Source organism: Nocardia sp. NPDC019219, from assembly GCF_040632645.1.
Classification (GTDB): domain Bacteria; phylum Actinomycetota; class Actinomycetes; order Mycobacteriales; family Mycobacteriaceae; genus Nocardia; species Nocardia sputorum.
Genome location: NZ_JBEYCG010000005.1, coordinates 105,471 through 123,323 on the forward strand (window position 1 = coordinate 105,471; position 17,853 = coordinate 123,323).

14 protein-coding genes and 1 pseudogene are annotated in these 17,853 nt (G+C 69.7%); 13 read left to right on the top strand and 2 right to left on the bottom strand.

Going from position 1 to position 17,853, the window contains the following annotated elements; translation table 11 throughout:
• Positions 1–11 precede the first annotated feature (11 nt).
• Positions 12–317: a hypothetical protein gene (locus ABZ552_RS12030; RefSeq protein ID WP_281880645.1), complete on the top strand. Its 306-nt coding sequence runs from the start codon at positions 12–14 to the stop codon at positions 315–317.
• Between the two features lie 110 nt (positions 318–427).
• Here ABZ552_RS12030 and ABZ552_RS12035 read toward each other — a convergent pair whose 3' ends face one another.
• Positions 428–1,510 carry an acyl-CoA desaturase gene (locus ABZ552_RS12035; RefSeq protein ID WP_281880644.1) on the bottom strand — a complete coding sequence of 361 codons (1,083 nt, stop codon included), beginning with the start codon at positions 1,508–1,510 and terminating at the stop codon, positions 428–430.
• Between the two features lie 230 nt (positions 1,511–1,740).
• On the opposite strand from ABZ552_RS12035, the gene ABZ552_RS12040 reads away from it, so the two are divergent.
• The 11 genes and pseudogenes from ABZ552_RS12040 to ABZ552_RS12090 all read left to right on the top strand — a co-directional run bounded on the left by ABZ552_RS12040 (position 1,741) and on the right by ABZ552_RS12090 (position 15,757).
• The gene (locus tag ABZ552_RS12040) at positions 1,741–2,196 is read left to right on the top strand and encodes a hypothetical protein (RefSeq protein ID WP_281880643.1); all 456 of its coding nucleotides are present in this window, start codon (positions 1,741–1,743) and stop codon (positions 2,194–2,196) included.
• Positions 2,196–4,646: a M48 family metalloprotease gene (locus ABZ552_RS12045; protein WP_281880641.1), complete on the top strand. Its 2,451-nt coding sequence runs from the start codon at positions 2,196–2,198 to the stop codon at positions 4,644–4,646. Before ABZ552_RS12040 ends, ABZ552_RS12045 begins: the two co-directional genes overlap by 1 nt.
• A gap of 591 nt (positions 4,647–5,237) precedes the next feature.
• Positions 5,238–6,407: a lytic murein transglycosylase gene (locus ABZ552_RS12050; protein WP_350356449.1), complete on the top strand. Its 1,170-nt coding sequence runs from the start codon at positions 5,238–5,240 to the stop codon at positions 6,405–6,407.
• A gap of 750 nt (positions 6,408–7,157) precedes the next feature.
• Positions 7,158–8,429: a hypothetical protein gene (locus tag ABZ552_RS12055; RefSeq protein WP_281880638.1), complete on the top strand. Its 1,272-nt coding sequence runs from the start codon at positions 7,158–7,160 to the stop codon at positions 8,427–8,429.
• A gap of 488 nt (positions 8,430–8,917) precedes the next feature.
• Positions 8,918–10,393 carry a serine/threonine-protein kinase gene (locus ABZ552_RS12060; protein WP_281880637.1) on the top strand — a complete coding sequence of 492 codons (1,476 nt, stop codon included), beginning with the start codon at positions 8,918–8,920 and terminating at the stop codon, positions 10,391–10,393.
• 18 nt (positions 10,394–10,411) lie between these two features.
• Positions 10,412–11,911 (top strand): serine/threonine-protein kinase, encoded by a 1,500-nt coding sequence (locus ABZ552_RS12065; RefSeq protein WP_281880636.1) that lies wholly within the window; start codon positions 10,412–10,414, stop codon positions 11,909–11,911.
• Between the two features lie 253 nt (positions 11,912–12,164).
• A complete protein-coding gene (locus tag ABZ552_RS12070) occupies positions 12,165–13,010 on the top strand; it encodes a helix-turn-helix transcriptional regulator (RefSeq protein WP_281880635.1) in 846 nt (281 codons plus the stop codon).
• A 76-nt stretch (positions 13,011–13,086) separates the two neighbouring features.
• Positions 13,087–13,851, top strand: coding sequence for a glucose 1-dehydrogenase (locus tag ABZ552_RS12075; RefSeq protein WP_281880633.1), 765 nt, complete (start codon positions 13,087–13,089; stop codon positions 13,849–13,851).
• A gap of 49 nt (positions 13,852–13,900) precedes the next feature.
• A pseudogene (locus ABZ552_RS12080) lies at positions 13,901–14,041 on the top strand (cytochrome P450); the annotation flags it as partial.
• A 207-nt stretch (positions 14,042–14,248) separates the two neighbouring features.
• Entirely contained in the window at positions 14,249–15,460 is a 1,212-nt protein-coding gene (locus tag ABZ552_RS12085; RefSeq protein ID WP_281919602.1) for an FAD-dependent oxidoreductase, read from the top strand.
• Positions 15,461–15,616: 156 nt separating this feature from the next.
• Positions 15,617–15,757 carry a hypothetical protein gene (locus tag ABZ552_RS12090; RefSeq protein WP_281880632.1) on the top strand — a complete coding sequence of 47 codons (141 nt, stop codon included), beginning with the start codon at positions 15,617–15,619 and terminating at the stop codon, positions 15,755–15,757.
• A gap of 28 nt (positions 15,758–15,785) precedes the next feature.
• Here ABZ552_RS12090 and ABZ552_RS12095 read toward each other — a convergent pair whose 3' ends face one another.
• The gene (locus tag ABZ552_RS12095) at positions 15,786–16,388 is read right to left on the bottom strand and encodes a TetR/AcrR family transcriptional regulator (protein ID WP_281880631.1); all 603 of its coding nucleotides are present in this window, start codon (positions 16,386–16,388) and stop codon (positions 15,786–15,788) included.
• A gap of 64 nt (positions 16,389–16,452) precedes the next feature.
• On the opposite strand from ABZ552_RS12095, the gene ABZ552_RS12100 reads away from it, so the two are divergent.
• Positions 16,453–17,832: a flavin monoamine oxidase family protein gene (locus ABZ552_RS12100; protein ID WP_357436943.1), complete on the top strand. Its 1,380-nt coding sequence runs from the start codon at positions 16,453–16,455 to the stop codon at positions 17,830–17,832.
• Positions 17,833–17,853 lie beyond the last annotated feature (21 nt).

Here is a 17,853-nt window from a genome sequence, read left to right on the forward strand (position 1 = left end):
AGGAGATCGTCATGAATGCCACACGCCTCGTTCGTCTCGGCCTTCCCCCCTTCCTCGCCGCCGCGGCGGCGCTGTTGTTCTGCCCGCCGACCGTCTCCGCGCAGGAGATGTGGAGCTACAACTGTTCGTCCCATTCGCCGGTATGGGAGGGCAGGGTAAGCGCCATGGACTGCACGGCAGCCAATGGCGCGCCGATGAGCGGAGAGATCACGCAGCCGTTCGTGGTGAACGGCGGCGAGGTCGTGAGCTGCACGTCCGGATGGGCTCACCTGCCCGACTTGATGGCCAAGGAATGCGGACCGGTGCCGACGCAATAGCGGATCGAGCGGTCGGAAAATGGGCCTTGCCGACACCGGCAAGGCCCATTGTCGTCCGGCCGTCGGGATCACCGGGTGCCGCATGCTTCCCCCGGCTGCGGTAGCCAGGCTCAGCCGCCACGTCGCTGTTCAGCTGCCGCACTGCCGGCTACGGCAGCAGGCAGCGGGCGGGCGAGCCGGCCGACGGTGTCGAGGTGGTGCAGTGCTCGGCGGTAGGAGTCGAGGAGGCTGGTCTCGCAGTAGGGCAGCTCGAGCTCGACGCAGAACTGTTCGACCATCGGCTTGGCCCGGCGCAGGTTGGGTCGCGGCATGGACGGGAACAGGTGGTGCTCGATCTGGTAGTTCAACCCGCCGAGGGCGGCGTCGACGAGTCGGCCGCCGCGGACGTTGCGGGAGGTGAGCACTTGACGGCGGAGGAAGTCGACCGATGAGCCTTCGGCCAGCACTTCCATCCCCTTGTGGTTGGGTGCGAAGGTGCAGCCCATGTAGAACCCGAACAGGCCCTGCTGCACAGCGATGAAGACGACCGCTTTACCGGGCGGCAAGACCAGCAAGACCGCGGCGAGGTACCCGGCGGCGTGCGCGGCCAACAGCGCAGCCTCCCAGCCGCGGTGGGGGATCTTCCAGCGCAGCACCGCACGCACACTCGCGAAGTGCAGACTGCCGGCCTCGAGCAACAGCATCGGAAAGAACAGCCAGGCTTGATAGCGGAAGATCACCCGCCGGAAACCTCTGCCGGTCCGCGCTCGATCGCCGGAATGGGCCAGCACCCCCATCACGTCGGGGTCGGAACCCTCGGTGTTGGGGTGTGCGTGGTGGCGATTGTGATTGCTGACCCACCAGCCGATGCTCACCCCGATACCGAGATTGCCCGCGATCACACCGTACCAATAATTGGCCCGCCGACCGGCGAAGATCTGCCGGTGCCCGGCGTCATGCCCGAGGAAGGCGATCTGCGCGAACACCACCGCCAAGAACGCGGCGACGCCCAGTTGCCACCACGAGTTGCCGATGACGAGGAACGCCGCCCACCCGGCCACGTACGCCCCCACGGTGACCGCGCTCTTCCAGAGGTAATACCGCGACTGCCGATCCAGCAGCCCGGCATGGCGCACTCGGCGCAACAACACCGCGTACTCGCTGCCGCGCGCCGGTCGGTCGCCGCTGGTGCCCGCGGTCGCGGATCTCGCCACCATCCGGCCGGTAGAACTGTCGATTAGCACGAGTCGCCCACTCATCCTGTTGTCGCTGTTGGTCTTCGAGCTCGGACTGCCGTCCCCCACACCCCTCGTCGACGACGCAGGCTATCGGAAGTCGCCGCGTGGAGACTCTCCTGCCGCGAGAACAGCGTGCCACGAGGATCGGGTACTGCCGTCGTGCAGAATGGTTCTCGACCAACAGCCGACGCCGAGGGGGTAGTGCGTTGAGTATCGCGGATGCGGAACCGATCGACGTCGTGGCGGTGTCGCGGTCGGTCGTCGCCGAGCACGCGCCGGAGGAGTTGCCGTTGTTCGACGCCACCGCCGCGGCGTACGCGGCGCGCAGGCGTGGCCCGAGTCCCGACGAGTTGCTCGGCTTCGGGGTCGGTGCGGTGGAGGCGGTCGTGACGGTCGCGGTGCTGGCCGCCACCAAGGGCGCGGTGGACGCGCTGCTGGAATATTCCGGCAAACGCACCGCGCGCGGTCTGCGCAGCCGGCTGCCATGGCGGCGGCGTCGCGAAGCGGTGCCGTCGGAGCCCCTGACCGCCGAGCAGCTCAACACCACCCGGGACGCCGCGCGGCGCGCGATCCTCGCCTACGGGATGACCGATCAGCAGGCGAATCTGTTGGCGGGCGCGATCATCGGCGAGCTGGCCGCGCCGGAGGATCCGCCGCGCTGATGCGGCCCGCCCCGGAAGCGTTCGGTTCCGGTACGACCCTGCGTTTCGCGGTACTGGCTCTCGCCGCCGCGGCGACCATGTGGAACTGCTGGCAGGTGATCGCGGGCGCCGTGCTCGGCACGCCGTACCGGCTCGCGACCGAGCAGTGCGTCCGTGCGCTGGTCACCGCCCTCGGCGGGGCGGAGGCGGAGATCGATAGCGCCGTGCAGGCCGCCCCGGCCGACGGCGCCACCTTCGCCGCGACGGTCGGGTCCTGCTCCAGCCGGGTCGGCGCGACCGCGGCGCTGATCGCGATGCTCGCCGTCGTCGTGCTGGGAGTCTGCACGGCGCTGGCCTACTGGCTGTGGCCGTCACGGCATATCCGGTGGCGCAGGTTGATCGCGTTCCCCGTCGGCGAATTCCCCACGCTGGCCTCGAAACTGACCTCTCTGGCCGCGGACACCGACGTGCGGTTCCTGCTCGATCCGGTCGACTACCGCGTCGGTGGCCGGGCCTTCGGCCGGTACGGGCGGCGCTATATCGTCCTGAGCCGCGGTCTCGTGCGGCGATGGCAGCGCGGGGCCGACGACGGCGCGGTGGACGCGGTGGTCTCACACGAATTGGCCCACATCCGCAATCGCGATCTCGATCCCGCCTATGTCGCCGTCTGGACGTGGCGGCTGCTGGTGCTGCTCGGTGGCATCCCGTTCGGTTGCTGGATGCTGGTCGAACTCGTGACCGGAGATCGGGGTAGCGTCCTCGTCTACGGCTGGCGCATCGTCGCGTTGCTGGGATCGACGCTCGTGATACGCAACGGACTGCTGCGGGCGCGCGAGTACTACGCCGATCTGCGGGCCGGGCGGAAGTTCCCGGTCGAGCTCCGCAGACAGCTCGGTGATCCGCCAGAGTCGACCTGGTATTCCGGCCTGCGAGCCGGATTCGGCCTGCATCCGTCTGCCGCGAGCAGGCGGCGAATGCTGGACGAACCCGGCAGACTGCTCGCCCCGAGATCGCTTTCCCTGGTCGTCATCGGATCGAGCGCCATGCTCGCCTACGACCTGGTCGATGCGGTGACCGCGGTGGCCCGGCTGCGCACACCGATCGCCCCGCTGGTGGGGATGACACTGACCACACTGGTGGCGACCGCCGGTCTCGCGCAGGCGGCGCTGCGCACCGCGTTGTGGGTCCGTGTGCAACCCGACAACCTGGAAATGCGGAGGACCGGAACCCATATCTGGCTGGTAGCGATCGCCGACGGCCTGGCTCTGGCGGTGGGTTTGGCGCTGGGACGGGTGCTGGCATTGGACCCGGTAGCGCACGGCTCCATCGGCCATACGTGGTCCTCGACCACGGAATTTCTATCCCAGTGGGTTTACGTCACGGCCGTGTGCTGCGTCGCGGTGAGTGCCTGTCTCCACGTGGCGGCACGCAGCTGGTTGCCGGTCGTCGCGACGGTGGACCGGCCCCGGGTCGCCGTCGCCGCCCTCGCGGTAGGCGCGGCCGTGCTCATGCTGCCCTGGTTGCCGTCGTTGCTCTGGGCCTACTTCCTCTATGCGCGATTGCCGTTGGCGGACTCCGGCATACCGAGCTGGGTGACCGAGGAGCTGATGCGGCGGCACCAGCCTCCGCCGTGGTCGTTCGGCTGGGGACTGGTCGCGCTCGTCGCGCTCACGGTGCTGCTGGTGGCGCCGCGACTGCGGCGGGTGAACCGAAACCGGGAGACGCGGCCCTGGGCGGGATCGCCGGAAGAGAAGTGGCCACAGCCGCCGACGGGCCTTCGAGCCACTGTGGGAGCGGGCGCGTTCGCGGCCTTCTTGTTGGTGGACAGCTTGGGCCGGTACGGGTTCCATACCGCTGCTTGGCCGGGCGCCGACATCACGTCGATGGCACTGATGGCCTCGTCTCCGGCCGACCGCGCGATTGTGCCGAACAATGCGGATGTCCGCAATTGGCGGCTGTGCCATTCGTTCGGGACGCTGCGTTCCGGGGTCTGGTTCGACTGCCTGGTCTACGGCCCTGATCCGCATCACGAAGGCTGTCGCACGCAACTCTTCTCGTGCGCCCCGACCGTGCATGTCAGACCTGGTGACCTGGTGACTCGTGTGGTGCCGCCGGAGGGCTACCGGCCGAAGATCGGTGAGTCGGTGATGTTCGACGGCACCCGGGCGGGTTGGGCCGCTGTGGATTCGGAGTATCGAATCGCCCTGGTGATCGCGGTGGAAGGCGACCGCATCACCTGCGCGGGCGCCGGAGCACCGATCCTGGTCGACGGGAAGCCGCCCGTCGACGGCGGAGTCCTGTATCCGGCCCATCCGATCGGGCAGGAAGCTTTCGACCGAACCGTTCCCGAGGGCGGAATGTGGGTGCTCGGTCCTGGATTGCGGCCGCAGGACGGCTCCGACCGCCATCTCGACGAGGGCGGCGGCGTGGTTCCGGCCTCGTCGGTGCTGCTCTACTTCGCGAAGAAATAGCCCGCACGTCCGAAAGATGACGTGCGTCAAGGAAACCCGCAGGTCGTCATCGGAGACAGCGACGGGCGAAACGGGCACGGGCGGATGGCGGCGTGGGCCGGTACCCTGGATTCAGGGTTGTCGCGAGAAGTGTTAAGTTACTGCGAGTTTCCCTGATCTGACCCGCGATGTCCTCGGTATTGTGTACCGTATGTTATCGCAGGTTCGCTCCTGCCGGAGCGTGCAGGGGCCGAATGTGCGGCCCCGCAGAAGGACTCCGTTGTCCCGTGCGGATGCATCCGTCCCGAGACGCGGACGACGTCGAGGATTGGGTGTGGCCGAATGCGTGTATCTGCTCCGATAACGGTCTCGGCTTTGGTTGTTGCTGGTGCGGTGGTGAGTGGTTCGGGGGTGCAGGCGTCGGTGCCACCGTCGGCGTCACGGGCGCCAGAAGTACTGGCGGCGGCGAACAAAGGTGTGGAGAGCGAACAATCGCGGGTGGTGGGGTTGTTGCCGGTGGCGGCGGAGGGTCCGCGACGGTTGCGGGCGGTGACGCCGGGGGTGGCGCCGTTTGCGGGTGTGGTTCCTTTGCAAGAGGTTTCGCTACCTGGTGTGGGCGGTGCGTTGGGGATTCCCGAGGTGGTGTTGGCGGCGTATCGGAACGCGGAGTTGGCGTTGGCGTCCTCGACGCCGGGGTGTGGGTTGTCGTGGAGTTTGCTGGCGGGGATCGGGCGGATCGAGTCGGGGCACGCCCGTGGTGGGCGCACGGATGCGGCGGGGACGACGGTGGCGCCGATCTTCGGTCCGGCGTTGGATGGGAGTCTGCCGGGTAACGAGGTGATCAAGGCGGCGGACGGGGGGTATGTGCGGGCGTTGGGCCCGATGCAGTTCCTGCCCGGCACGTGGAGTGCCTACGGGGCGGATGGGAACGGGGACGGGGTGGCCGATCCGCACAATGTGTTCGATGCGGCGTTGGCGGCCGGGAAGTACCTGTGTTCGGGGGGTCTGGATCTGCGGGATGGGTCGCAGGAGTTGCGGGCGGTGTTGCGGTACAACAACTCGATGGCGTACGCGGCCAATGTGCTGAGTTGGTCGGCGGCGTATCGGACGGGTGGTTCGCCGACGCAGGTGCGGATCTCGCCGGATCTGGTGGCGCCGGGCACGCTCTCGCCGGTGGGTCCTGGTTCGGAGATGACGGCGGTGACCACGGCGGTGCCCGCGCCGGTCGAGTCACCGCGCGTGCCCGTGCCGCAGCAGCAAGCGCCGACGCAGGTGATGATCACGATCCCCGGCCTGCCACCGATTCCGTGCGGAATCTTCTGCCCGCCGCCACCGCCGGTGAATCCTTGTGTCGCGCAGCCCGTTCCCGCACCGATGCCGCAACCGGGGCAGCCCGGCATCGCGCGCATCCCGCTCGCGCCGGGGCAACCCTATGGCGCGGCGCCCGGGCAGCTACCGAACCCCGGCGCGAACAGCCCCGCCGGGTCCGGCGATCCAGGCAGCGGCGCTGGACCCGCCGACGCCCGCGTGGCCGAGTGCGCGCAACCCGAGACGGACGCCGCCACCGGCCCGGCAGCCGGCGCCCCGGAGCGGTACGCCGAACCGCGCAACCCCGAACCGCGCGACGCCGAACCGGCCGTCACCACGCCGCAAGCGCCGGAACCCGAGCCCGAACCAGTACCCGACGCCGTCCCCACGCCGACGCCTCAGCCCGGGATCACCCTGCCGTTCGGCATCGTCATCCCGCTCCCGGCCCCACCGCCACCGCCTCCCGCGGGCTGACCCATCGCGCCGGTAAACCGGGTCTCGCCTTCGGGCTGCTGTTTCGGCGTAGGGGCGGACCGAGGGTGGCGCATGTACAGGCTGGACTGCGGAGCCGCGACACCGACCACAGTCCCACCGGAGTCGCGGGCATAGTGGTGCAACTTTCCGGAAGGACCATCCGGGTGCAGTGTGGCCGCCCGGAGCCCCGGCACGGGGGTGGCCGGTCCGGTCCTCCAGGACCTACGATCCGGCCGACGAATGCACACCGCTCACCACCGCGCAGACCCGAAAGCGGCGGCACGGTCCCGGTGTCTGGGCCGCTCGCCGCCGCCCACACCGCGGCGTCGACCGGGTAACAGCAGCGGCATCCGATTCCGGGGCATTCGCGGCCGACCGCGGAAGGTCGCCGAGATTGTCGGAGCCGATGGCGCCGGGACCTTCGCCGGTCGTCGCACGGTGGCGATGAGTCCTTCGTCGAGATTGTTCCCGCATCCCGCCCGACGCGGCATCGAAGCCGTATCCGGACCGCGGGAACAGACGTATTCTGATCGTTAGCTAACACGTGGCATCTACCAGCGGCGCCGAGGAGGCCAGGTACCTCGGAGCACGCCCGCACCTACCGGTCAGGGCTTGCCCTCGTGGTCTTCGACAGCGTCATCTCGTGCGGCGGGCGTTCGGCGAGCGTGTGACCCGGATCCGAACCCGGGCCGATCGTCGGCGGCCGCGGTGACGAATCCCGTCCGAGACCGGTCGAGCAGAGGTGATCTCATGAGGGCCACAGTCGGAATATCAGCTGAACAGGCCGTGGTGCGTGGCGTGATGCTCACGTCGACGGCGCCACGGGGTACCCGGCCGGAAGTGCTGCGGGACATCGCGCAGCCGGTCGAGCGCTCGACCGCCGCCGCGGTGGCCGCCGCGCTCGACGCGTTGACGGACGAGGCCGGAACCGACGCCGAAATCGACGACGTAGCCGTGGCCTACCGAACGGTGGCCGAGCGGCGAGCTATCGTTTCGCAACTGTCATCGGTGTCGTGGCGATCATCGTCGCTCGTCTCGACGAAAACGGCACTGCTGGCGCTGCTGCAGGACTTCCCGGGCTTGGCGCGGTACGACACCCTGCTGGTCTTGGAGGTCGTCGGATACCACACGTCCTATCTCGTCACCGGCCCGGATCGCCACCAGATCCGCACCTCCGGCGCGTGGTCGTCCGGTGTCGTCGACGCCGATACCGCGGAGCTGGCGATCGGCCGGATCCGTCCCGCGCTGGCGGCGGCCGAGCTGTCGCCGGATGCTGTGGTTCTCTGTGGCTCCTCGGCGGGAAACCCGGACGTCGTGGCCGCGGTGCGGCGCGGGCTCGCCGTACCGGTCATCGTGGCGCCCGACCCTGCGGACGCTGCCGCCTACGGCGCGGCCTTGGTCGCCGCGGCTCCGTTCCGGAGCGCATCGGCGGCACCGGCGGCGTCGGATCGCCGACATCCGGGCCGCGTGATCCTGGCCGGGGCGGCCGCGGCCGCAGTGCTGGGCGGAGCCGCGATCGCGGTCGCGCAGGCACGGGAGGGTCGCCCGGCCGACGTCGAGGGCCGCGGCCCCGTGGAAGCGCCGATCTCCGCCGCGCAGCCCGTCGTCCCCAATCCGGCGGAGGCTCCGCCGGTCGCCGCGGGCGAGCAGGCTCCGATCGCCGTACTGCCCGGCCCGGCTGCCCTTCCCGAGCCGTATCCGGGACCGCCCGTGCCGCCTGCGCCTGCGCCGTACCCCGTCGACGACCAGGCTCGATCGCCGGCCGCGGAACCCCTGCCGCCGCCGCCTCCGGCCCCACCGCAGTTCGAGCCGCAACCACCACCGGAGCGGCACCGGCCGCCCACCACCACGTATTCGCCCGAACCGCCCGGCCCGTCCCCGACCACGGCCGCAGTTCCGGACGACACCTACCTCTTCCCGGGCGAAGCTCCGCCGCCGCCGTGGAACGCCGACCCCGCGGCCGTACAGGCGTGGTGGGACAACCACTGGAAACTGAAGGAGAGCTGGCTGCACGGCCGCTGACACCGGCTCGGCATCGCCCGCGGCGAGTCCGCATACCGGGTCCGGTACACCCGTGCCGCGCCCGTCCGTGCACCCCGCCTGCGTCGGCGAGCATATGAACGGCACTCCCACCACGGCGCCGTGCATGGCGTCGCCGTCGGCCACGCACCGGTGGCCCAGCCGGCGTGCATCGGAGCGCCGGCACGGACGGCGGGCGGATTCGTGCCAACCCGTTCGACCGCGACGGCGCACAGCTGTACCGATCCGGGGACGTGGGCCGGTGGCGGAGGTCGGCGAGCGGGCTGGAGTTGGTGGATGGCGGCGGTGCTGAGGCCGATGTCGCTGCACAGGGAAAGTCGCTCCGTCCGTCTTCGGCCGCTCGACGCGCGCTCGAGCTCGACGCGGTGATCCGTGGTCTGGCCTCGGCCGCGCGTGCGCGGTGGAAGTGGGCTCGCTGGGTACCTGGGCGATCGACCGGTATCCTCCTCGGTCAGGGAGGAGGACGGGCCGTGTCTGTGCAGCCGGGTGAGGTCTTCGCTGGTTATCGCATCGTGCGCCGGATCGGCGCGGGCGGTATGGGCGCGGTGTACCTGGCCGAGCATCCGCGGTTGCCGCGGCGCGACGCGCTGAAGATCCTCGATCCTGATCTGGGTGCGGACGTTGAGTTCCGGGCTCGCTTCGAGCGCGAGGCCGAACTGGCGGCCCGGCTGGAGCATCCGAATGTCGTGTCCATCTACGACCGGGGCGCCGAGGGCGAGGTGCTGTGGATCGCCATGCGGTACGTCGACGGCGTGGACGCCGCGGAGCTGGTGCGCCGCGGTCCGGCCGTGCTGACCGCTCGGCGCGCGGTACGGATCATCGCCGCCGCGGCTCGCGGGCTGGACGCCGCACATCGCGGGGGGTTGTTGCATCGCGACGTGAAGCCCGCGAACATCCTGGTGTCGACGGCCGACGACGGATCCGACGCGGTGCGCATCACCGATTTCGGTATCGCGCGATCGCTGGACGCGAGCGCGTCGCTGACCACCACGGGATCGGTGCTGGCCAGCTGGGCCTACGCCGCGCCCGAACAACTGACCGGCGCTCCGCTCGACCATCGCGCCGACGTCTACTCCCTCGGCTGCACCCTGTACGAAATGCTGACCGGCACAGTACCTTTCGGTCCCCGTACCCCAGCGGCAAGCCTGCAGGCGCACTTGTACGAACCGCCGCCGCGCCCGTCACGGGCGAACCCGGCGCTGCCCCCGGCCGTCGACGAGGTGGTCGCCAGGGCCATGGCGAAGAATCCCGCCGCCAGGTACGACAGCTGCGGGGAGCTCGCGGCCGCGGCGATCCGCGCGCTCGAGCCTCAGCCTGTCCCGCCCGCTCCTGCCCTGCGCCCACCGCCTCCGCGCGCGAGGACCGGACGGCCGGCGTTGCTCGCTGGGGCGGTGGCATTGGTCGTCGTCGCCTCCTCGGCGGTGATCCTGCTGCGCACCGGCGAACGATCCGGCGGGCATCCGACCGCCGCGCCCACGTCCACCGCGTCGCAGCCCACCACCACCACTGCGCCCGCTACCGCCGCGGCCGCATCGGCCTGGGGACCCGCCGCCTACATCGTCGAGACGTTTCCGAACCTGCTGCCCGCCGATCCCGAAGGCGTGGGCTACCAGGGCATGCGCTGCGCCCTCAACGACGACCGCGGCGCCTGGTTGCACTGTCCCGCCGCCACCGACGAGGGGATCAACGTCAATATTCGCTGCGACCCGTCCCGGCGTCCGCTGACCTATACCTCCGATACCCTCGGCCGCGCCGACCTGCGCGAACAACCATGGAGCCGGTCGTCGGGCACGGGCACCGTCCGCTGGGCCACCGACCGGCTGGCCGGTTTCGGACTGCTGGACGTGGCGTTCACCGACCACCGGAGCTTCTGCGTCGTCAGCGCCTCCGGCGGCGCCGGGGGCCAGGATGTGTACGACAGATGGTGGAGCGGTGCGCCGATCTGAGCCGGGGACGGGATGGGCATGAAGCTGCGGTCGGGCTCGGTGTTCGCCGGGTACCGGATCGAGCGCACGCTCGGCACGGGTGGCATGGGGACGGTGTATCTGGCGCGTCATCCGCGGCTGCCGCGTTCGGTCGCGCTGAAGGTGCTGGACCCGTCGGCCGGCGCCGACGCCGAATTCCGCGCCCGGTTCCGGCGCGAAGCCGAACTGGCCGCGCGGCTGGATCATCCGAACATCGTGGAGATCTACGACCGCGGCAGCGAGGACGACCAGCTGTGGATGTCGATGCGGTACGTGGCCGGTTCGGATGTGGCACGGCTGCTCGGGCACCACGCGGGTGCGCTGCCGCCGCGCCGGGCGGTGGATATCCTCGCCCAAGCCGCCGCAGGACTCGACGCCGCTCATCGGCGCGGCCTGCTGCACCGGGACGTCAAACCGGCCAACTTGCTGGTCACCGCCGGAGACGACGGGCGCGACCACGTCTTCGTCACCGATTTCGGCATCGCGCGCAGCCGCGACGACACCAGTGGGCTGACCGCCGCCGGAGCCCTGATCGCGACGCTCGGGTACGTGGCCCCCGAACAGATCCGGGGCGAGCCGCTCGACCATCGCTGCGACGTGTACGCCCTCGGCGCGACGTTCTACCAGATGCTCACCGGCAGTATGCCGTTCGCGCGCACGACACCCGCGGCGGTGCTGCGCGCGCACCTGGCCGAACCGCCACCGCGGCCCTCGGCGACCGACCCGGCCCTGCCCGCCGCGCTGGACGACGTGATCGCCACCGCGATGGCGAAACGTCCCGCGGACCGCTACGACAGTTGCCGCGCACTGGCCGCCGCTGCGGCAGCGGCGCTCGCGCCGCCGCGCCCACAGCCTGCCGTGCCCCCGCAGCCCGCACCGGCGGCGCGGAAATCTCCACGCGCACTGGTGATCGCGGCCGCCGTGCTGGTGCCGCTGCTCGCGCTCGCCGGTGCGCTGCTCCTGCGGGCGGGGACCGTTCCCGGAGTGGCGACGCCCAACAGTGCGAGTCCGTCTACCACACCCGCTGCCACGACGGTGCCCGCGAGCACCACCACGGCGGTCACCACGTCTGCCTGGGGGCGCAATGCCGAACTCGTCGCGTTGTTCCCCGGCCTGCTACCGGCGACACCCGATGGCGTCGGATATCAGGGCGCCCGCTGCACCGATATCGACGTGGTCAACAACGGCGGAGCTCCTGCGGTCGAATGCCACCAGGACAACGGCATCCACTGGTATGTATGGTCTTTCCGGCGCGGTGACCCGCGACGGGACTCGACGTTCGAGACCGACATCGACAACGACACCACCCGCCAGGACACCTGGCGCAGGTCGTCCGGATCCGGGCGGGTGCGTTGGAGCCACTACCCGGGCGGAAACACCGGACTGCTCACGGCCGGTTTCGACGACCCGGCGCGAGCGTGGGTCGTCGTGGACGTGTCCTGGGACCACCACACCGGCCAGGACCTCTTCGACCAGTGGTGGCAGTCGGCGCCGCTGTGAGCCGCGTTCGACGCCCGCCCGCGTTCGACGCCCAGCGCCCGTTGCGTGTCGGTCGACTGGTGTCGCGGCGGAATCCTCCCACCGCGACGAGGGCTCGTCGGGCATGTTGCACGCCGACTTCGCCCTCATGGACGCACTGCGCCTATCGAGCGACGCCGCGCGGTGAGCGTCGCCGAGGTCGCGATGCGGCCCGGCAGTGACCGGTGCGACGGCCGGAGCCCCGCCCCGGGCAGTTCGCTTGTTACCGTGGCTTATGACCAGCGAAGCCGTGCCGCGACGCCGCGAGTTGTTACGTGACTTTCTGCGCGCCAGGCGGGCGCGGCTGAGTCCGGAGGACGTCGGTATTCCGGCGACGGGCCGGCGGCGCACGCCTGGATTGCGACGGGAAGAGGTCGCCGTGCTGGCCGGGGTCGGCGTCTCCTGGTACACCTGGCTGGAGCAGGGGCGCGTCATCACCGTCTCCGACGAGGTGCTCGATGCGATCGCCCGAGTCCTGCTGCTGAGCGAACCGGAACGGATCCATCTGTACCTGCTGGCAGGACTCAATCCGCCTCCTCTCGAGTGCGCGCCGGGAACAGCCGTCACGCCCGAGGTGCAGCAGTTGATCGATGCCTGGGACGGGCGGCCAGCGGTGCTGCGCGACCGGTACTGGAATGTACTGACCTTCAACGAGACCGCGCGGGTGGTGTTCGGCTACGGCGACGGCGAACACAATTGCCTGCTCACCTATTTCACCAATCCGCGTTATCGCGCCATGGACGAGATATGGGCGGAGAACGCACCGGCCATCGTTGCCGCTTATCGGGCAAGCGCAGCCATTTGTCCTGGTGACGCCGATTTCCGCAAAGTGGTGGACGATCTCCGGTCGGTGAGCGCGGAATTCGCCGAACTCTGGGAGCGGCAGGAAGTCGGAGTGCCGGCGCAGGCGGTGAACGCACTGCGTCATCCCGACCTCGGTGAATTGTTCTTCGACGCGACGACGCTGACGGTCGCCGACCATCCCGAATGGCAACTGGTGCTGTACAACCCGCGGCCGGAGACCGCCACCGCGCAGCGCCTGGAGCGGCTGCACCGCCTGCGCGTCGCCTCGCCCGCCTGACGTCGCAAGGTGGTGGTGCCACACCCACCATAAATGCGCACTGTTTGTTCCGGGGCAGCGTCGGCACGCTGGAGCCATGACGCACGACAGTTCCCGATACCACGGCAAGATCGCACTCATCACCGGTGGCACCAGCGGCATGGGCCTGGCCACCGCGCATCGGCTCATCGCCGAAGGAGCGCGGGTGATCGTCACCGGGCGCGACAAGGCCCGGCTCGACGCGGCGGTCGGCGAACTCGGCGATCGGGCACTCGGAATTGCCGGTGACGCAGCCGATCTCACCGATCTGGAAACCTTGGCCACAACTGTCCGCGAGCGGTTCGGCCGGCTGGACGTGGTGTTCGCGAACGCGGGCATCGGCGCGTTCCAGACCCTCGACGAGGTCACCGAAGGTGAGTTCTACCGAGTCCTCGACACCAATCTCAAGGCCGCGTTCTTCACCATCCAGAAGACGCTGCCCCTCCTGCCGGACGGCGCGGCGATCGTCATCAACGCATCCTTTGCCGCGTACCGCGGCGCACCCGCCGCAGCCCTGTACACCGCGAGCAAAGCCGCGGTGCAGAGTCTGGCCCGCACCTTCGCCGCCGATCTGACGCCCCGGCGCATCCGCGTCAACTCCGTGAGCCCTGGGTACATCGACACCCCGGCCTTCCAAGCCGAAGCATCCGCCGAGGTCAAGTCCGCGATCGCCACCACGGTCGCCGCCGGCCGGGTCGGAACCCCGGAGGACGTCGCGGCGGCGGTCGCCTTCCTCGCGTCGGACGAAGCGTCCTACATCAACGGGCAGGACATCCTCGTCGACGGCGGACTGATCTCGGTCATCCCGGCAGCGATGCTGTAGCCGACTCGACTCCACACTCCGCATCACTCACCTCGATGGCACACCGTACGACCTGCTGCTCGACGCGTTCCCGGATCTGGAGCCGGCGGTGCCGGTCGAAGAACTCGTCCGGCGTCCGGGACCTTTCCATCGGGCACCGGCCGCACTGCCGGTCGTTTTTCCGCCCTCGCCGCCGCTGAACCCTGTGTAGGGCGCAGGTCGGCGGCCGAGCACGGAGTAAAACGGCGGACGGCCCGGCGACCGGTGCCGGGCCGTCGCGCTGCTTGTCAAGGCACAAAGGGCTCGGCTCCGGCGATCTCGTGCGGTGTGGCCCGGGCCTGAAAGCGCCCTGACCAGCATCATCAAGAAGCGCGCAGTCCGGCTGCGGTCGTAGAATGACGACGTGCGGCGCCTTGCAGTGACCGATGCTCCGCGTGTCGTGGTTCTCGGGTCCGGGTTCGCGGGTCTGTGGGCGGCGCTCGCGGCTGCCAGGCGGCTCGACGAACTCGGGGTGGGGCTCGGAACCGTGGATATCACGATGATCAGTGCTACGCCTTATCACGACATTCGCGTGCGCGACTACGAAACCGATCTGAGCACCTCCCGCATCCCGCTGAGCGCTCTACTCGATCCGGTCGGAGTCGAGCACATCATCGGCGAAGTGACGGCGATCAATACTGCGGCCCGGACCGTGGAATCCACCGCGGGCGCTCACGGCTACGACCGGCTGGTGCTCGCGTTGGGCAGCCAGGTGGTCAAGCCCGATATCCCTGGCCTGCGGGAGTTCGGTTTCGACATCGACACCTATGACGCAGCGACCCGAGTGCAAGCCCACCTGCGCCGGCTTGCCGAGGGCCCCGCCGATCCGGCGGCCGCGACAGTAGTCGTCGTCGGAGCAGGTTTGACGGGGATCGAGGAGGCGACCGAGCTGCCCGCGATGCTCGCCGACACCTTCGCCGCGCGTGCCGTCGCACCGCGGGTGGTCTTGATCGACCGCAACCCGTTCGTCGGCTCGGACATGGGCGTATCGGCGCGACCGGTCATCGAGGCGGCGCTGGCCTACGCCGGGATCGAGACCGAGTTGGGCGTCGGGGTCGTCGCCGTCGACGAGCGCAGCGTGACGCTCTCGTCAGGCGAAGTGGTGCCCGCCGCCACCGTCGTCTGGTGTGCAGGCATGCGGGCCAACCCGCTCGCCGCGGATTTCGGGGTCGATCGTGACCGGCTGGGCCGACTCCCCGTAGACGATTACCTGCGGGTCTGCGGTGTACCCGGGGTATTCGCCGCCGGTGACGTCGCTGCCGCGAAAATGGACGACGAGCACATGTCGGTGATGTCCTGCCAGCACAGCCGCCCGATGGGCCGGTACGCGGGATACAACGTCATCGGCGATCTTCTGGGCAAGCCCATGAAGCCGCTGCGGATCCCTTGGTACGTCACGGTTCTCGATCTCGGACCGGCAGGGGCCGTCTATACCGAGGGCTGGGACCGCCACGTGGTCGCGTGCGGCGAGCAGGCCAAAAACACCAAGTGCGCCATCAACACCCGGCGTATCTACCCTCCGTTGAGCCGCGACCGCGACGCATTGCTGGCCGCCGCCGCGCCCGAACTACAGGCCGCGCCCGGGCACTGATCCGCCCACACGCCCCGCGCAGCGGGTTCACGCACCAGTGGGTCAGTGCCTGGCTGCCGCAGGTGGACCGGCAGCGGATGGCTGGACCGCCGGTCGGCGCTGCGCGATATCGCGGCGGCATCGGCGAGGTCGTCGGCACTCTGGTTGATCGCCGACATGAGCGATCGGGACCTGTGGCGGGGCAGCCTGCCGACGGTGTCGGCGCTCGACGTGGCGGTCGCCGCGGTCGAGGATTGTCGTCGACGTTTCGTTGCGCCGCCTGTGGTCGTCGTCGGCTGCTCTGGAACGGTGAGATGAGCCGGTTACTGCGGTGGACGGAGCATCGTCATTCTTGTCGTCGGTTGACGGCGAGCCCGCTCAGGAGTGCACGTGCCAAGGCGGCAGCCTCGGCGCGGCCTTTCTCGGTGTCGGCGGATTCCGCGATGATCAGTGACATCTCGGTCAGTGCGCCGTAGAAGGCGCTGGCGAGTAGTTCCGGGGGATGGGGCTGGATGAGGCCGGCGTCCAGCAGGTTGCGGGCGCCTTCGAGCACCAGGCTGCTGAGATGGCGCTGGTCCACTTCTCGCCAGCGGCGCCAGCCCAGCGCGATCGGGCCTTGCAGCAGCACGATGTGGCGGTAGTCGGGCTCCGTGCAGACGTCGAGGAAAGCCTCCAGGCTGCGGTCGACGCGTTCGAAGGGGTCCGTCGCGGAGTCTATGGCAGCCCTGATGCGTTGCGCCGCACGGTCTTCCAACTCGTCGACGACGGCTTCGAACAGTCCTTTCTTGCCGTCGAAGTGGTGATACAGCGCGCCTCGGGTCAACCCGGCGGCGCGCACCAGCTCCTCGGCGGACAGGTCGGCGTATTCCCGCTCGGCGAACAGCCGGGCCGCGGTCTCGAGCAGCGTCCGGCGGGTGTTCTCGATGTGCCTGTCACGCAGCGACTCCATACTGTACGTTTATCACATACACGATGTATGTTAGATGCACAGCGTATGAGCTTGAAGGATCGAGATGGGTAAATCAGTGGATGTCGTCATCGTCGGCGCGGGCATAGCCGGCCTTGTTGCCGCCCGCGACCTGGTGCGCACCGGCCACGAGGTTCTGGTGCTCGAAGCGCGTGACCGGGTGGGCGGGCGTCTGCTCAACGCCGAGTTGCCCGGTGGTGAGCCCATCGAGGTCGGCGGGCAGTGGGTCGGTCCGACACAGCATGAAGCGATGGCGTTGATCGATGAGCTGGGTTTGAAGACTCATCCGACGCATACCGCCGGCCGCCATATCGCCGAACTCGGCTCGTCGCGTTCGGAGTACACCGGCCGAATTCCCCGGATGAACCCGCTGGCCTTGCTCGACATCGCCCAGGCGCAGCTGCGGCTGGACCGCATCGGACGGCAGGTGTCGCGGACCGAGCCGTGGCGGGCGGATCGAGCCGAAGCGCTGGACTCGCAAACTTTCGACACCTGGCTGCGCCGCGCCACGCACACCGCGCAGGGGCGGGCGTTCTTCCGGGTGGTCACCGAGGCGGTGTTCTCCACCGGACCGGAGGACATGTCTGCGCTGTGGGCGAGCTTCTACTTCGGTGCGGGTGGTGGGCTCGACTCCATGATCGGTGTCAAGGGCGGAGCCCAGCAGGATCGGGTGGTCGGTGGCACGCAGGCGATCGCGCTGGCTGTGGCCGAGCAGCTCGGTGATCGGGTGGTTCTCGACAATCCTGTCACGGAGGTGGACTGGGACGATGCCGGTGTCCGTGTACGAAGCGGCGGGACCGTCGTGCGGGCGCGTCGCGCGGTGATCGCGGTGCCGCCGCCGCTGGCCGCGCGCATCCGCTTCACCCCTGGCCTGCCCGGCGACCGCGACCAGCTCGTCCAGCGGATGCCGATGGGCCGGGTCATCAAGATCAACGTCGTCTACGACGAACCGTTCTGGCGAGCAGACGGGTGGAGCGGCCAGGCCAACAGCGACCATCGACCGCTGGGGACAGTGTTCGACAACACTCCACCCGGCGGATCACCCGGCGTGCTCGTCGGTTTCCTGGAAGGCCGCCACGCCGACGTCGGCTCGCGATCGGACCTCGCCGACCGACGCGCTCAGGTGATCGAAGACCTCGCGGGCTACTTCGGTCCGCGCGCCCGCACACCGATCGATTACATCGAAAAGGACTGGGCCGAAGAAGAATACAGCCGCGGCTGCTACGGCGCGTTCACCACGCCGGGCACCCTCACCCGATTCGGGCACGCCCTGCGCCCCGCGATCGGCCCGCTGCACTGGGCGGGCACCGAAACCGCCACCCGCTGGGCGGGTTACATCGACGGCGCCGCCGAATCCGGTCACCGCGTCGCCCGGGAGATCGGGGCGGCCCTGGCCCCCACCGCGTTGACCGGCGATCCCGCATGACCGCCCGCGATGTGATCGCGC

Excerpts from the sequence above, each read along its gene's own strand:
- ABZ552_RS12030 (WP_281880645.1), top strand. The coding sequence starts at position 12 with ATGAATGCCACACGCCTCGTTCGTCTCGGCCTTCCCCCCTTCCTCGCC.
- ABZ552_RS12045 (WP_281880641.1), top strand. The coding sequence starts at position 2,196 with ATGCGGCCCGCCCCGGAAGCGTTCGGTTCCGGTACGACCCTGCGTTTC.
- ABZ552_RS12055 (WP_281880638.1), top strand. The coding sequence starts at position 7,158 with ATGAGGGCCACAGTCGGAATATCAGCTGAACAGGCCGTGGTGCGTGGC.
- ABZ552_RS12065 (WP_281880636.1), top strand. The coding sequence starts at position 10,412 with ATGAAGCTGCGGTCGGGCTCGGTGTTCGCCGGGTACCGGATCGAGCGC.
- ABZ552_RS12070 (WP_281880635.1), top strand. The coding sequence starts at position 12,165 with ATGACCAGCGAAGCCGTGCCGCGACGCCGCGAGTTGTTACGTGACTTT.
- ABZ552_RS12075 (WP_281880633.1), top strand. The coding sequence starts at position 13,087 with ATGACGCACGACAGTTCCCGATACCACGGCAAGATCGCACTCATCACC.
- ABZ552_RS12090 (WP_281880632.1), top strand. The coding sequence starts at position 15,617 with ATGAGCGATCGGGACCTGTGGCGGGGCAGCCTGCCGACGGTGTCGGCG.
- ABZ552_RS12095 (WP_281880631.1), bottom strand. The coding sequence starts at position 16,388 with ATGGAGTCGCTGCGTGACAGGCACATCGAGAACACCCGCCGGACGCTG.
- ABZ552_RS12100 (WP_357436943.1), top strand. The coding sequence starts at position 16,453 with ATGGGTAAATCAGTGGATGTCGTCATCGTCGGCGCGGGCATAGCCGGC.